Here is a 14,787-nt window from a genome sequence, read left to right on the forward strand (position 1 = left end):
AATTTTAGATGATTAACAAAATTCTCTGCGAACCATTCTAAAATCTAAAATCTAAAATCTAAATTTATTTATGATGGGTCAACTAAGAATAAAGGCTGGTCAAATTCTACAGGAGACATATCGTCAACAAGAATTTTTACAATTTTACCAGAAACTTCAGATTCGATTTCGTTGAATAATTTCATTGCTTCAATTACACAAAGAACATCTCCTTTAGCGATTGTGCTGCCAACTTCTGTAAAAACTGGTTTGTCTGGAGATGGTTTTCTATAAAAAGTACCAATAATTGGAGATTTTATAGTAACATATTTAGAATCGTTAGTCGCTGCAGGAGCTTCTGGAGTAACATTTACAACTGTTGGAGCAGTAACTTGCGGAACTACTGCCTGAGGCAATGCTTGTTGAGCAGGTAATTGCTGCACGTAAGTAGCTTCAGTTACATTTGTTTCTAGAGTTGTTCTAATCGTGATTTTCACATCATCCATTTCCAACTTCACCTCTGCAACGCCCGAATTTGCAACAAATTTGATTAGGTTTTGAATTTCTTTTAAATCCATAATGATTCGTTTTTAGTTTTAATTTATTTCTTATCGTAAGCCCATTTTAAGTAAATAGATCCCCAAGTGAATCCACCACCAAATGCAGCAAAAATAACATTATCTCCTTTTTTAAACTTACCTTCAAAGTCAGCTAACACTAAAGGAAGAGTTCCAGAAGTGGTATTACCATATCTTTCGATATTAACCAATACTTTTTCTTCTTCAAGTTCTAATCTTCCAGCTGTAGCATCAATGATACGTTTATTAGCTTGATGCGGCACTAACCAATCAACATCTTGATTTGTTAGATTGTTTCTTTGCAAAATCAATTCGCTTGCATCTGCCATATTCGTTACAGCATATTTGAAAACGGTTTTTCCGTCCTGCATGATATTGTGCTGTCTGTTTCTAACAGTCTCTTCAGTCGGCGGGATCAAAGAACCTCCTGCCGGAATTTTAAGAAAATCGCGTCCTACACCATCACTTCTTAAATATTCGTCTTGAAGCCCCAGCCCTTCATAATTTGGTTCAAAAAGAACTGCACCAGCTCCATCGCCAAAAATAATACAGGTCGCTCTATCTTTGTAATCAACGATAGAAGACATTTTATCTGCACCAATTAAAAGTACTTTTTTGTAACGTCCAGACTGCACATAAGCAGCAGCAGTAGACATTCCGTACAAGAAACTTGAACAAGCCGCTTGTAAATCGTATGCAAATGCATTAACAGCTCCAATTTCTGTTGCAACATAAACTCCCGTAGAAGCTACCATCATATCTGGTGTTGCAGTAGCCATTATAACCATATCAATCTCAAGCGGATCAATATTAGCTTTGGCTATTAAATCTTGTGCTGCTTTTATAGCAAGGTACGATGTTCCTTTATCAGCATCTTTAAGAATTCTTCTTTCTTTAATACCTGTACGAGTGGTAATCCATTCGTCATTCGTATCGACCATGGTTTCTAGAACTTTGTTTGAAAGCACAAAGTCTGGAACGTAGCCTCCAACAGCGGTAATTGCGGCTGTGATTGTATTCATTATATTCTATTATTTCCTTTCAAATACTTCTATTTGAAAAATTTTTAAAAGACTCGAAAATTACAAAAAAAAACGAAGCGAATTTGTCTATATTTTCTTAAAAAACAAAAATTATAACCAACAAAAAAAACTCTCACGAAGTGAGAGTTCTAGTATAATTTAGAAAAACGTATTAAGCAACCGCTTCAGATTTATCGATCACAACTTGTCCTCTGTAGTACATTTTACCTTCATGCCAGTAAGCTCTGTGGTATAAATGTGCTTCTCCAGTAATTGGACATGTAGCGATTTGAGCTACAGTAGCTTTGTAATGTGTTCTTCTCTTATCTCTTCTTGTTTTCGAGGTTTTTCTCTTAGGATGTGCCATTTTACTATATTATTTATCCGTTAATAGTTTCTTTAATTTTTCCCAACGCGGGTCAATATCTTCTTCTTCTTTATTCTCTACTTTTTCTTCTTTGACTCTTAATTCATTCAGTTTATTTAAGGCTTCGGTCTGCAGACTTCCGTCTTTTACTCCTGGATGAATCCGTTTTGATGGAACAGAGAGTACAATCATTTCGTAAACATACTGCGAAACGTCTATCTCAAATTCTCCATGAGGTAAAATTAATAACTCCTCATTGTCATTATTAAATTCTTCTCCAAAACGAACAATCAACTTCATTTTTCCTTTTATAGGAAGATCAAAATCTTCGCTTGTAAGATCGCAAGGCACATTTATGGTCCCTTTATGCTTAAAATCTAACTCAAGCATAGTGCTCTTCTTGTCTAAAACTAAATTTACTTTAATATCCGAATTTTGAAATTCGTGATAATCAAAGTTCTCAAAGAACTCATTATTTATCTGATACTCAAAATGGTGTTTCCCTAGTTTTAATCCTACGAAAGGAATTAAAAATTCTTTTAATTTGCTCATTTCAATATCGATTTGAACAATTCAGTTCTAAAACTAGATATCTGAATTGGGGTGCAAAGATATAAAATTATTATAAATCTAATAATCTTATTCACCTTTTTTTGTTTATAACTGTTTTTCTTTTATTTTAAGAGGTTTTTGGCTAATCTCCTCATACTGATTACGCGAGCGAAAAATATCGATTGCAAGATAAACTGCTTCTTTAAACGAATTGTAATCTGCCATATCTTTTCCAGCAATATCATAGGCTGTGCCGTGATCTGGAGAAGTCCTTACCTTACTTAAACCCGCTGTATAATTAACTCCTTTACCAAAAGAGAGTGTTTTGAACGGAATTAAACCTTGGTCGTGATACATGGCCACAATGGCATCGTATTTCTCGTATTGTGAACTTCCAAAAAAACCATCTGCAGGAAACGGTCCAAAAACCATTGTTCCAGCATCGAATATTTTTTTCAAAACCGGCTTTAAAATCAAATCATCTTCTTTTCCTATCACTCCGCCGTCGCCGCAATGCGGATTTATTCCTAAAACAGCAATCTTAGGCCTAACGATACTAAAGTCTTCGATCAAAGATTTTTTGATTGTTTCTATTTTCTTCGTAATCAATTCCTCTGTTAAATGAGAAGCCACATCATTGAGCGGCACATGATCTGTAATCAAACCTACTCTTAAATTATCCTGAACCATCATCATAAGCGCATTGCCCTCTAATTGCTGATCCAAATAATCGGTATGTCCAGGGAATTTAAAATCTTCTGACTGGATGTTGTATTTATTAATTGGTGCCGTAACCAAGACATCTATGTCTCCGTCTTTTAACGCTTTGGTTGCTGCTGTAAAAGATTTTATGGCGTATTCTCCAATTTTTTCATCATTTTTTCCAAAATTAATATCCACACCTTCTCTCCAAAGATTTAAGACATTTACTTTTCCCGGTAAAACCTGATCTAATTTTTCAACCCCATGAAACTGTACAGTCGAAGTGAAGCTTTTTTTAACAAAAGAAAGTATTTTAGCATTTGCAAAAATAACAGGCGTACACATCTCTAACATCCGAGAATCTTCAAATGTTTTCAAGATAACTTCGCTTCCAATACCGTTAAGATCTCCAACTGAAATTCCAACAATTATATTTTCTGCTTTTTTATTCATGTGCTCAGGGGATTTATTACTAATTTTGATGTGCAAATTTAGTAAAATAAAACCATAATGTTCACAGGAATTATAGAAACACTCGGAGGGATTCACGAAATACAAAAAGATCAAAACAATCTTCATGTTACAGTGGACTCCTCGATTACCAACGAATTAAAAATTGACCAAAGCGTTTCGCATAACGGAATATGCCTTACGGTTGTAGCAATAAAAGACTCTTTTTATACCGTAACGGCTATTGAAGAAACTATTTTGAAAACCAATATCGGCGATTGGAAAGCAGGCGACATTGTTAATCTAGAGAGAGGAATGAAACTTGGCGATCGTCTTGACGGGCATATTGTACAAGGACACGTAGACCAAACCGGAACCTGCATTAAAATTGAAGAAGCAAACGGAAGCTGGAATTATACTTTTGAATACGACGAAAGCCTTAATAATATTACAATAGAAAAAGGTTCGATAACCGTAAATGGAGTAAGTCTGACCGTCGTAAATTCTAAAACAAATGAATTTAGCGTCTCAATTATCCCGTATACTTATGAGCATACCAACTTCAAGGATTTTAAAGTGGGAACAAAAATTAATCTTGAATTTGATGTCGTAGGAAAATACATCTCAAGACTTTACAGCATTAACAAATAAAGAATTGTTTATTTTTCATAAAAAAAGCTTCAAATTATACTGAAGCTTTTTTTATTTTATTTTTATATAGAACTGCAATTCCTAAAGCGGTACCTGCTATCACTAAAAAAACAATGTTTTCATCAATTGGAGTACCCGGTGTTACAGGAACTGTACCTGGAGGACCTGGGTTACCACTACCTTGCGCCGAAGCAACAGAAACATTTAGTAATAATAAAGCAATTAATAGATAAGGGGCTTGTAATTTCTTCATAAACTCTACCTGTTGACAAACAGAATACTTAGTTAATAAATACATATATTGAAATTTCGCACAAAACTTCTTTTTAACGAAATTCTTTGACAAAAGTATAAGTTTTTTGCACAAATCCAACTTTAAAAACAAAAAAGCTTAGCGCAAAATTTAACATTTTCAGAAATAATCAAAATAAATCATCATCTTAAATTAATTACGTAGCGCAAATCTGTATTTTTTACATTATATCAAAAAAACTTTTATGAAAATAGACTTCAAAAGAGTCTCGACGAATTAATATATTTGCATCAAATTAAAATAAAGGTTTTAATTGCCCGAAACTTTTAATTTAAAACCTTCAAATTCACATTCAAATATCAAAAGAAAAATTACATGAAAGACAAATTTACAGTTGGAAGTTTATATGCTGGCGTAGGTGGTATCTGTTTGGGTTTCAAAAATGCAGGCTTTGCATTAGAATGGGCGAATGAATTTGACAAAAATGCATGTGTTACTTATAAAAAGAATTTCAAGCACAATCTTATTGAAGGCGATGTCATGCAGCTGGATGTAACTAAATTAGAAAAAGTAGATATTCTTACCGCAGGTTTTCCGTGCCAGCCATTTTCTGTGGCGGGTTACCGAAAAGGATTTGAAGACAGCAGAGGGAACCACTTTTTTAAGATTTTAGATTTTGTCGACGAAATGCGCCCTAAAGTTATTTTTCTTGAAAATGTAAAAAACTTAAAAGGACACGATAAAGGAAATACTATAAAAGTAATCGAAAACGAAATCAGAAAACGCGATTATACTTTTGACAGTGCTGTTTTAAACACCAAAGATTTCGGAAACATTCCGCACAACAGAGAACGTATATTCATCGTTGCTTTTGACAAAAAATACCTCAACAATAACAATTTTGAATTTCATTTTCCTGAAAAAGAAGATCTAACCAAAACCATCAAAGATCTGGTTACAAAAGAAAAAGTCGATGATAAATTTTATTATCACGAAGACAAATACATGTACAATATGCTGAAAGAGTCTATTGTAGACAAAAATCGAATTTATCAGTTTCGAAGACAATATGTTAGAGAAAACAAATCGAGTGTCTGCCCTACTTTAACGGCTAATATGGGAACCGGAGGACACAATGTACCGCTGATTACCACCGATTTTGGTTTTAGAAAGCTGACTCCAAGAGAATGCTTTAGATTTCAGGGTTTTCCAGATGATTTTAAACTTCCCGAGATTTCGAATTCCCATTTATACAAGCAGGCCGGAAATTCGGTAAGCATGCCGGTAATTGAAAGACTGGCATCTGAAATATTTAAAGTGATTGAAAACACAGAAGCTAAAAAAACGAAAAAGTCTAAAGAAAAAGCTTAAACTGTCCGTCTTGGGTTTCTGCTATTTTTTCGATAAAAGATTCATACGCATCGAGTTTGGTAAAATCTATAAAATACTCATGATCTGTCGATTTTGTAATCTTGACACTGTCGTAACCCGTTTTTCTAAGTTGCTCATAAGTCAGCAGTTCGTTTTCCTGCAGCATTAAAACATCGCGAAGCATCCAATCGGCCAGTGCTTTGTTCGGATTGGTCATTAAAGCTTTGCTGCCGTCCTGACAAACTTTTGCCGAGAGCACACTTCCGTTTGGAATTTTAAGATTAAAAACAACGTCTTTCTCTGGAAAAAAATCCGGGGCATTACTCCTTATTTTCGAAGGTATTGCAATGTAAACTTCGCCTGGATCTCTTTTTCTGCCGCCGGCGTTCCATTGATTCAATTGGCTTTTTTCAGGAACAATCGGTTCTTTTGATTTCTTTTTGGCTTCTGGAGAATACAAAGGCAGCACCACATAATCTACAAACGGAATCAATTCTTCTTCTGTAAGCAGTCCGATTGCCGTTTGAAGTTTTGCTTTTGTAAAATCAACGCTTGTTTTACCATTTGGCTCCATTAAACCTAAAAGAACATTTATAGGTTCTTCTAGTATCTCGACAGGAATTTCGATACAATCTTCAGGAATCACAAAGCGTTTCATCAAAACGCTTTTAGAAAAATTAAAATTATATTCGTTTAAGGCATCTTTAAACTTTAAAGAGCTTTTTGTTTCTTCCAGAATTTCAATTGAAGCTTTATCAATAAAATCATAGCTGGTTTCAAAAACTTTGATAAGGAATTTATCCCGTCCGATGATGTGATAAACCCTGTTTGAAGTATGGTAAAGCCGGTCTGCAAATGCTATTCTTTGGTTTCTAAAATCAGCCAGTTTTTGGACGAGGTCTAAACCTTTGAGCAATCGCAGTTCTGAACTTCTGGAATTAAACTCGGCTATTTTTTCGATTTTAGAACTTCCCGTTAATACAAATGTTTTAATTCCGACTCCGTATCCGTTAATGACAGCATCAAAAGCTACATCGGCACGCGCGAGATTTTCGGCGCCAAATGCTTTACAAAAAGCATTCTCGGCAACTCTGTACTGAATAAAAGGCTTATCTGAAGAACTAAACAAATTAGAAAACGCCCCAATTGCTTTTAAAGCGCTCGTATAGTTTTCTATATTTTGATTCGTCTGAGTTTTTAAAAACATTACTTTGAAAGTTCGATTTCTTGTCTAATTTTTTTGATGCAAGATTCTAATTCTTTTTGGATTTCTTTGCTCCAAAACCGTAAAACTTTCCAATTCTTTGAAAGCAAATATTCATTGACTTCAATATCACGTTTCCTATTGCGTTCGATTTTCGGAATCCAATAGTCGCGATTCGATTTAATACGAAGCTGCTGCGTTTCCCAATCTTTTCCGTGAAAAAATTCGCTGTCAATAAAAATAGCAATTTTATAACTGGCAAAAGTCAGATCTGGTTTCCCAAATATCTTTTTGTTGTTTTTACGATAACGGTATCCCAATTTCCATAAAGCTTTGGCAAGGCGGACCTCTTCTTTGGTATTGGTGCTTTTTATGGCCTGCATATTTTTCCTCCTTTGCTCGGGAGTTAAATTATCCATTTCTTTAAGATTAAATTTGTCTTCAATCCTAAATTTACTTTATTTTCTTTTAAATACGCTCTTTTCAAAAAACTAAATTGTTATTTTCGTTTTCTAATGCATTCTATTACCTGCACAATAAAGCCTATACTGATCCTCATACAAATCCAAAAGTTAGACCTGAGCCCAATTAAAACCTAAATTATGAAAATGTACATTTTAGTAAAACAAAACACTCCGGACAAGCTCGTTCCTGTTATCGCGGCACATGCTTCATTGGCGTGTTTTAGAAAATTTGAACATACCGAAAACATGCAGCAATGGATCAATGGGATATTTAAAAAAGTAGTTTGTTCTGTAACAGACAAAGAATTTGAAAATGCCCAAAAAGAATTGGACCATTTAATCTTAACAGAATCCTCGTTAGACAATCAGGAAGTCTGCATTGTTTTTTCACCAAGAGAAGAATATTCTAAAATGTTTAAATTTTTAAAAATGTGGACACCCAATCACAACTAAACAAAACTAATTCAAGCTGTTTTTTACTTCAGATTAGCATACAAATCCTCTAAATGATGTAAAGCAGCAGCTTGTATGTAATAATTTTCAGCATCCATTTTAGTTTTACCATTCAGCAAAGCATTTTTAGGAATAACAAATTTATTTTCAATCACATACCGAATTGTATTTATAGAACCGCAGCCTGGAATATCATACAGCCAAATGGATTTCTGGATTTCTTGCCATAAATTTTCTTTAGTTTCAAAAACCGCTTTTAAAATATTTTTTATATCAGGTTTCATTCGAACCAAAACAAAAAAATCGTAGACCGCTGTTTTCGAAATATCCTGATTTGGAATATACTTTCCTTCTGAATTCCAATCTTTGGTTTCGAGAAGCAGTAAATTAGAAAAAAACGCGGCCGACTTTACGCAAATAAATTTCCCGTTTGCTTTTAGATCTGCTTCGTCCCAAATTCCTTTTCCATGAATACTAAAGTCTGGCTCTTCCACTTCAATAGGATGACGTTTCAGATTTTCATACAGTACCATTTCTGCTAATTTTCCTTGAAAAGTATTTTGAAAAATTTCCAATGGTGTCCGGTCCACTTGCCCGCCGGATCTTTTAATTCGATGAAAACCTTCTCCATAAGTCATTTCGAAAGCAAAATCAAACGCTTGTTTTACAAAAACAAGATTCACAATGCTTCCCTCAAAATCCTTTTTTAAAGTGATGAAATAGCTGTTGTCTTTTTGTTTTAACTTCATAGTTTTTACTAGATCAAATACAGATAGTTCTTTAGAAAAACGTACTATGATTGCAACAGTAAAAATACACTTTATTGATAGAATATTATTACAAAATAATTTCGCTCCAACAAAAAAGCCTCTACATCACTGTAAAGGCTTTCTATTTCTAAAGAAGTGGTCCCACCTGGGCTCGAACCAGGGACCACCTGATTATGAGTCAGGTGCTCTAACCAGCTGAGCTATAGGACCGGTTTAGAGGTTGCAATATTACTACTATTTTTCGTTCGTACCAAATATTTTAAGAGATCATTTTGTATTTAATTTAAATTCGGTGTGTGTATTTTAAAAATAATATTGATTTTCAATATCTTATTTAAAATAAAAAATGTCTTTTTTTTATCTAATTTCCTGACAAAGTTCTACCAAAACCCCGTTTGTATTCTTTGGATGCAGAAAAACCACCAGTTTATTGTCGGCACCTTTCTTGGGAACTTCGTTAATCAATACAAAACCTTCGTTTTTTAAGCGTGCAATTTCTGCTTCGATGTCCTCAACATCAAAAGCGATGTGGTGAATTCCCTCTCCCTTTTTCTCTAAAAATTTCGCAATCGGACTTTCTGGGTTTGTTGCCATTAGAAGTTCGATTTTATTCGTTCCGGTTTGAAAAAATGAGGTCAGAACACCTTCGCTTTCCACAGTTTCTTCTTTATACGACGGAACGCCTAATAATTTCTCAAACAATGCATTTGCATCGTCCATATTTTTAACGGCAATCCCGATATGTTCTATTTTATTGACCATCTGATTTTATCTTAATTGGCTAACATAAGTATTAAAATAACCGCATTCTGCAATTACATCCTGATAGTATTTTGTATCTGAATATTCTTTTTGAAGCGTTTTGAATCCGTTCCAGGCAATAAAGTTCACCTTATCATCCTGAATATCCCAATAGTTTCTGATACTGTTGTATTTTTTATTGTAATAATCGTTGCGCTCGCATTTCGAAATCAGATAAATACATTTTGCTTTTTGCTCTTTTGTTGCAGCAGCTTCAAAGGCTTTCTGGTAATACATTTTCGAAACACTAGTATTCGTAATCATCTCTTTCATTTTATCTCTAAAAGAATACGGACTTGAGCCATACCCTACAATACTGATTTCGTAAAAAGTTCTTCCGTTGCCAAAATGAGATATATTATAAAATGCATTTCCTAAAAGTAAACTGTTCATATAAACATCTTCTTTCTGCGCCAATTTATCCTGCATCTCTTTAATAGTAGTTAGAAAATCCATCTGCGTATACTTTCTTTTTTGATACGCCGCATGATCACAGTCGTGGCAGTCTTTAATACTTCCGTTAAACGGATTTCCTAAAAATTTATAATACTGCACCGAATCTGTCTGCTTCAAAAATTCAATTGCTTCCGGGATTTTATTTTTGAAAGCCGCCTGAACTGCCTGAAAATTATTAATATCTTTTAGTTTCAAGCTATAAATTCCGGCACCGATATTCTCAATTTCGGTTTTATTTGGCTTAGCCAGGAATGTTTTTATGCCTTGCAGATTCTTTTCATCATCATAAAAAGCATTTCCATCGTTCCAATAGCTGTAACGTGATTCTCCAAAAATTTCTGCTAATACTAAATTTCCTTTTTCTCTGTATAGGGCAGACAAATAATTTCTGCTCCACGAAGAAGCATTTTGATAACGGAATTCCTGTCCTTTATAGTTTTTTGGAAGCTCGTTATACAACCAGTTTAAATCGGCTATAATTGTTTTCTCGTTTTTATCTGTCAGTTTATCAATTTTGTTCAGGTTGTTGACAAAACGAAGCAAACGAAGCTGCATTCCTGCTAATTCGGTTTTAGGAAGTGTTTTTACCGCTTTATCAAAATTCTTATCTGCATTGGCGTAATCTCCTTTTAAAGATTGTAAATATCCAAGCGACAAATCCCATAAATAAGGTCTGTCTGTGTTTCCTGTAGCCGAAATTTTAGCGATTAGGTCCAATGCTTTTTGATCGACCTTAACTTGATTTTCGGTTTTACTGTCGGCAACGGACTGTTTTGTTCTGGGCTGATTTTCGCTTCCGTCTTTCTGAAATGAATTGTTTATAGACTGCTCCAATCCATTTACCAGTCGTGTCGCCAGATAATTTAAATGTTCGCTTTTGGGATCCAATTCGTATATCTTTTCGATTGCTTGTTTTTCATCTTTATAATAACCGTGAATGGCCCAAAGCGCCGCTTTTTCTTTATTGTTTTTTGCCATTGTAAGCGCTTTATTCCAGTCGGCTTGGTTTTTCGGACTAAAACTATAAGCGGTTACAACTCGTAATTCGGGACATTTGTCAAAAACTTGTGCGTACAAATAGTTTGCAACGGCATATTTCTTTTGTTTGTGATTGATTCCCGCAACATAAGAAAGAGCACGATAATACAACACATTTTTGGGAACCGAACTTTCTGTTTTATTAAAAAAGTCAATCGCTTTTTGTTTGTCGTTGCTGTAAAAACGGGCTTTCATGGTAAGAAACCAATACCTGTTTTTTAAGAAGGGATCAGACAAAGTATTGTAAACATTCTCGATGGACTGAATCATTTTGACATCGTTGAATGTTTTTGCCACAACAGGCTCGTAACTCCAATAATCCTTGTTAATCGAAACCGTTTCAATTTTTTGTGCCAAATACAAAAACTCCACAAAGCTTTTTACTTTTTCATCTTTCAATGGTATTTTTTTACCCCATTTTACAGATGCGGCATTTTCTTTTTTGTTTTTATAATAGCCATGAAGATTTGTAATTTCTTCCTTGTTCTTAATCGTATTTTTATTATCCGAATAATAGTTCAGGTTTTCATCTCCAATCAAGAAATAATTTACCGTTGTTGTATCTATTTTTCCTTTTAGATAAGCTGCCCAATCTGATTTTATAGCTGCATTAAAACGAGAATTATGCTGGGTATCAAAACCAATTCCGTAGAAAATACCGCCCGACAAAAAAAGCGGCGAATAGGATTTGTCTGCAAAAGTTTCTGGAGTGAAATTTGAGTTATAACCAAAAAAATCCCAATCGTCTCCTCCTGCACACGCATAAATTATTCCATACACAAAAAGGAAAGCTGCACTAAAACCAAGAAACAACTTGCTTAAAAATATTCTTTTCATAATTATTTAAATTGAATTCGTCTAAATCGTAAAATATAATTTCTTTTGGAGCCTGGGCTTTGTTATCGTCTAAATCTTCTGCCATTTCCTTTAAATCTTCTTTAGAAATGGTTTCTGTTTTGAGCAGATCATTTTCCTGATAATAAACCCCGTTTTTGTAATTAGATTGTTTTACCCTAAAAAATATTGGACTTATCTGCTCAAAATTTTTATCTTTTTTGAGTTCGGTGAAATTCAATTTTGACCGAAGCCCTAAAATTTTCTCGTTTCTGATATGAATCGCCCACGAATATACGGGCAGTGCATAATCCAGATGAAGGGGATATTTCTTTAAACTTTCCAGGTATTTTTCTGAAATTTTTCGGCTGTAAATCGAGTTCAGCGAATCATTCGCAATAGCGCCCATATTATAAAACATCAAAACACCATTATCTACATTCGGGATTTTTGTCTTTTTAAAATATTTAACCTGATGAAGCCTGATTGTGGCCGAAAGTTTTTTCTTTGAAAGCTGTTTAACTTGTTCAATAAATTTAAGATAATTGTCTTTACTGTCTAAGCTCCAGTCGCAGTCTATCTGGATTTCGCTGTACTTAATTTTATTTTTAGAATTAATTTCGGCTATCAAATGAATTGTTTTTGCTGCCAGATCGTGCACCTCAAGATCCTTTTGCAGCATTACTTTGTTTTGAATAAAAACAACCGGAATAATTTCAAACTGCTGCACAGTATCATAAAAATGAATGGGACTTATGGGAAATGGTTTTTGTGTCTGAGGATGAAGTCCGATGTCAAAATAACGAACGTAAAGTCTTTGAACATCATTATCTTTGAGAGCGTTTTTTTCTGTTTCTGAGAATTTTAAATTGGTTTTCCAATAATAAAAAGAAATTATTGGTTCTTCATTTTTACTGCATGCTGTCAGAAAAAGAAATAACAAACCCAAAAAAAATCTTTTGCTCAAAACGAAGTGGTATTACATTTAAACTCAAAAGTAAGAAATTATAACGTATCACGGATTTTGAATTCTAAAAAATGCAAAAATATATGATGCTTGAAATCCTAATAAATGGATAAAAAATTTCAATTAAAGCAAATATAATTGTTATTTTGTGCAATAAAACTGAAAAACCGATATGTTGAAAAACACTTTTAAATACATTTCAATTATTATTTTAATCTCAATGTTTAGCTGCGCTAAAAGAGGCAGTATTACCGGTGGAGCAAAAGACACCATTCCTCCTACTTTGGTTTCCAGTTTTCCAAAGAATTTCAGCACTGATTTTAAAGGAAACGAAATTACCCTGACATTTGACGAATACATCAAATTAAAAAACGCTAACAAACAGTTAATTATTTCGCCTCCGCTGAAATACGAACCGCTGATCACGCCTTTGTCTGTCAGTAATTTCATTAAAATAGAAATACGCGACACTTTAAGCCCCAATACAACTTACAGTCTAAATTTTGGACAAAGTATTACCGACAATAACGAAGGAAATCCTTTGAGCCAGTTCAAATATGTTTTCTCTACCGGATCTCACATTGACTCTCTAAAATTGAGAGGAATAATAAGAGATTCTTACGAAAAACATGTTGACAATTTTGTATCGGTTATGCTTTATGAAGTAAACGAGAATTTTAAAGACTCTACTATTTACAAAGAATTTCCGCGCTACATTACCAATACTCTGGACAGTCTCCGCACTTTTCAATTCGAAAATCTAAAAGAAGGAAAATATCTTTTGGTTGCTTTAAAAGACAAAAGCAGCAACAACAAATTTAATCCAAAAGACGATAAAATTGGTTTTCTAAAAAACTACATTACCATTCCAAATGATACGGTTTACGAGTTAGAATTGTTTAAAGAAACACTTCCGACAAAAACTTTTAAACCTATTCAAGCTTCTGGAAACCGAATATTACTTCCATACGAAGGCAAACAAAGCTATAAAACTACAGCGCCAAAAATTGTATTAAAAAACAATGGTGAAGCTGTAGAAACTGTGGTAACGCAGTTCCCTAAAAAAGATTCGCTGCAGATCTGGTACAAACCTATAAAAACAGATTCTCTTTCTCTTGAAGTAGAAAAAGACCAGTACAAGAAAAAATACAACGTTCGAATAAAAGACCAGAAAAAAGATACGCTGAATATTACCGCGGTTCAAAACGGAACTTTGCATTTTAGAGACCGATTTACCTTAGAAACAACAACTCCGCTGGTAAAATTTGACAAAACTAAAATCAAATTAGTCAACAAAGATTCTACCGCAGTAGAGTTTACAACAGACTATGATGTTTTTGATCAAAAATTGTATCTTGATTTTACCAAAGAGCCTTTACAAAAATATAATTTCACCTTTTTACCGGGTGCTCTTACTGACTTATTTGAAAAAAGCAACGATACTTTGTCTTATAAATTAAATACTCAGGATTTATCTGATTATGGGAATCTTATTTTAAATCTAAAAAATGTAAAACGTTTCCCAATTATTGTTGAACTGACCAATAAAAAAGGTGATGTTGTACTGGCAAGTGATTACTCTGAAGGAAAAACAACTTTAGAATTTAATCTGGTACAGCCCGAAGTTTTTACCGTACGGGTTATTTATGATGATAATAAAAACAAAAAATACGATTCTGGCAGTTATCTCGAAAAACGTTATTCTGAAGAAGTTTTCTACAATCAGGAAGAGTTTGATGTGCGCGCCAATTGGGACCGTAACGAAACCATCGATTTAATCATTCCATTTAATCCGGAAGTAGAGAAAAAGACGGATGAAAAGAAGAAAAAACAAGCTGAAAAGAAACGGAAAGCTTTTTAAAAATTAATCCGTAA

16 protein-coding genes and 1 tRNA gene are annotated in these 14,787 nt (G+C 33.8%); 4 read left to right on the forward strand and 13 right to left on the reverse strand.

The window, feature by feature from the left end; translation table 11 throughout:
* Positions 1–68 precede the first annotated feature (68 nt).
* The 5 genes from accB to pdxA all read right to left on the reverse strand — a co-directional run bounded on the left by accB (position 69) and on the right by pdxA (position 3,653).
* On the reverse strand, positions 69–557 hold the full coding sequence (gene accB / locus C4F50_RS20145) for an acetyl-CoA carboxylase biotin carboxyl carrier protein (RefSeq protein WP_194140446.1): 489 nt from the start codon (positions 555–557) through the stop codon (positions 69–71).
* A gap of 23 nt (positions 558–580) precedes the next feature.
* Complete coding sequence (locus tag C4F50_RS20150) at positions 581–1,579, reverse strand: beta-ketoacyl-ACP synthase III (RefSeq protein ID WP_194140447.1); 999 nt, start codon at positions 1,577–1,579, stop codon at positions 581–583.
* A 172-nt stretch (positions 1,580–1,751) separates the two neighbouring features.
* Complete coding sequence (gene rpmF, locus C4F50_RS20155) at positions 1,752–1,946, reverse strand: 50S ribosomal protein L32 (RefSeq protein WP_008465217.1); 195 nt, start codon at positions 1,944–1,946, stop codon at positions 1,752–1,754.
* Between the two features lie 9 nt (positions 1,947–1,955).
* On the reverse strand, positions 1,956–2,498 hold the full coding sequence (locus C4F50_RS20160) for a YceD family protein (RefSeq protein WP_194140448.1): 543 nt from the start codon (positions 2,496–2,498) through the stop codon (positions 1,956–1,958).
* Positions 2,499–2,603: 105 nt separating this feature from the next.
* Positions 2,604–3,653: a 4-hydroxythreonine-4-phosphate dehydrogenase PdxA gene (pdxA, locus tag C4F50_RS20165; protein WP_194140449.1), complete on the reverse strand. Its 1,050-nt coding sequence runs from the start codon at positions 3,651–3,653 to the stop codon at positions 2,604–2,606.
* Between the two features lie 57 nt (positions 3,654–3,710).
* On the opposite strand from pdxA, the gene C4F50_RS20170 reads away from it, so the two are divergent.
* The gene (locus C4F50_RS20170; RefSeq protein WP_194140450.1) at positions 3,711–4,301 is read left to right on the forward strand and encodes a riboflavin synthase; all 591 of its coding nucleotides are present in this window, start codon (positions 3,711–3,713) and stop codon (positions 4,299–4,301) included.
* A gap of 34 nt (positions 4,302–4,335) precedes the next feature.
* Here C4F50_RS20170 and C4F50_RS20175 read toward each other — a convergent pair whose 3' ends face one another.
* Complete coding sequence (locus tag C4F50_RS20175) at positions 4,336–4,554, reverse strand: hypothetical protein (protein ID WP_194140451.1); 219 nt, start codon at positions 4,552–4,554, stop codon at positions 4,336–4,338.
* Between the two features lie 375 nt (positions 4,555–4,929).
* Between C4F50_RS20175 and dcm the strand changes: the two genes are divergently transcribed.
* The gene (gene dcm, locus C4F50_RS20180) at positions 4,930–5,925 is read left to right on the forward strand and encodes a DNA (cytosine-5-)-methyltransferase (RefSeq protein WP_194140452.1); all 996 of its coding nucleotides are present in this window, start codon (positions 4,930–4,932) and stop codon (positions 5,923–5,925) included.
* Here the strand turns inward: dcm and C4F50_RS20185 are convergent.
* Both C4F50_RS20185 and C4F50_RS20190 read right to left on the reverse strand, forming a co-directional pair.
* On the reverse strand, positions 5,909–7,132 hold the full coding sequence (locus C4F50_RS20185; RefSeq protein WP_194140453.1) for a restriction endonuclease: 1,224 nt from the start codon (positions 7,130–7,132) through the stop codon (positions 5,909–5,911). The two genes, dcm and C4F50_RS20185, sit on opposite strands and share 17 nt — an antisense overlap.
* Positions 7,132–7,548 carry a very short patch repair endonuclease gene (locus tag C4F50_RS20190; protein ID WP_194140454.1) on the reverse strand — a complete coding sequence of 139 codons (417 nt, stop codon included), beginning with the start codon at positions 7,546–7,548 and terminating at the stop codon, positions 7,132–7,134. The genes C4F50_RS20185 and C4F50_RS20190 overlap by 1 nt, the downstream gene beginning before the upstream one ends.
* 183 nt (positions 7,549–7,731) lie before the next feature.
* Here C4F50_RS20190 and C4F50_RS20195 point away from each other — a divergent pair, with 183 nt between their 5' ends.
* Positions 7,732–8,046 (forward strand): aminoacyl-tRNA hydrolase, encoded by a 315-nt coding sequence (locus tag C4F50_RS20195; protein ID WP_194140455.1) that lies wholly within the window; start codon positions 7,732–7,734, stop codon positions 8,044–8,046.
* Between the two features lie 23 nt (positions 8,047–8,069).
* Here C4F50_RS20195 and C4F50_RS20200 read toward each other — a convergent pair whose 3' ends face one another.
* The 5 genes from C4F50_RS20200 to C4F50_RS20220 all read right to left on the reverse strand — a co-directional run bounded on the left by C4F50_RS20200 (position 8,070) and on the right by C4F50_RS20220 (position 12,894).
* Positions 8,070–8,795 (reverse strand): hypothetical protein, encoded by a 726-nt coding sequence (locus tag C4F50_RS20200; protein WP_194140456.1) that lies wholly within the window; start codon positions 8,793–8,795, stop codon positions 8,070–8,072.
* Between the two features lie 157 nt (positions 8,796–8,952).
* Positions 8,953–9,026: transfer RNA gene (locus C4F50_RS20205), tRNA-Ile, on the reverse strand.
* Between the two features lie 147 nt (positions 9,027–9,173).
* Positions 9,174–9,578: a methylmalonyl-CoA epimerase gene (gene mce, locus C4F50_RS20210; protein WP_194140457.1), complete on the reverse strand. Its 405-nt coding sequence runs from the start codon at positions 9,576–9,578 to the stop codon at positions 9,174–9,176.
* 6 nt (positions 9,579–9,584) lie between these two features.
* Positions 9,585–11,948, reverse strand: a complete 2,364-nt coding sequence (locus C4F50_RS20215) for a hypothetical protein (RefSeq protein WP_194140458.1) — start codon at positions 11,946–11,948, stop codon at positions 9,585–9,587.
* Positions 11,908–12,894 carry a hypothetical protein gene (locus C4F50_RS20220; RefSeq protein ID WP_228012094.1) on the reverse strand — a complete coding sequence of 329 codons (987 nt, stop codon included), beginning with the start codon at positions 12,892–12,894 and terminating at the stop codon, positions 11,908–11,910. Before C4F50_RS20220 ends, C4F50_RS20215 begins: the two co-directional genes overlap by 41 nt.
* 190 nt (positions 12,895–13,084) lie before the next feature.
* Here C4F50_RS20220 and C4F50_RS20225 point away from each other — a divergent pair, with 190 nt between their 5' ends.
* Positions 13,085–14,773 (forward strand): Ig-like domain-containing domain, encoded by a 1,689-nt coding sequence (locus tag C4F50_RS20225; RefSeq protein WP_194140460.1) that lies wholly within the window; start codon positions 13,085–13,087, stop codon positions 14,771–14,773.
* Positions 14,774–14,787: the final 14 nt, after the last annotated feature.

The organism is Flavobacterium hungaricum, from assembly GCF_015182285.1.
Classification (GTDB): Bacteria; Bacteroidota; Bacteroidia; order Flavobacteriales; family Flavobacteriaceae; genus Flavobacterium; species Flavobacterium hungaricum.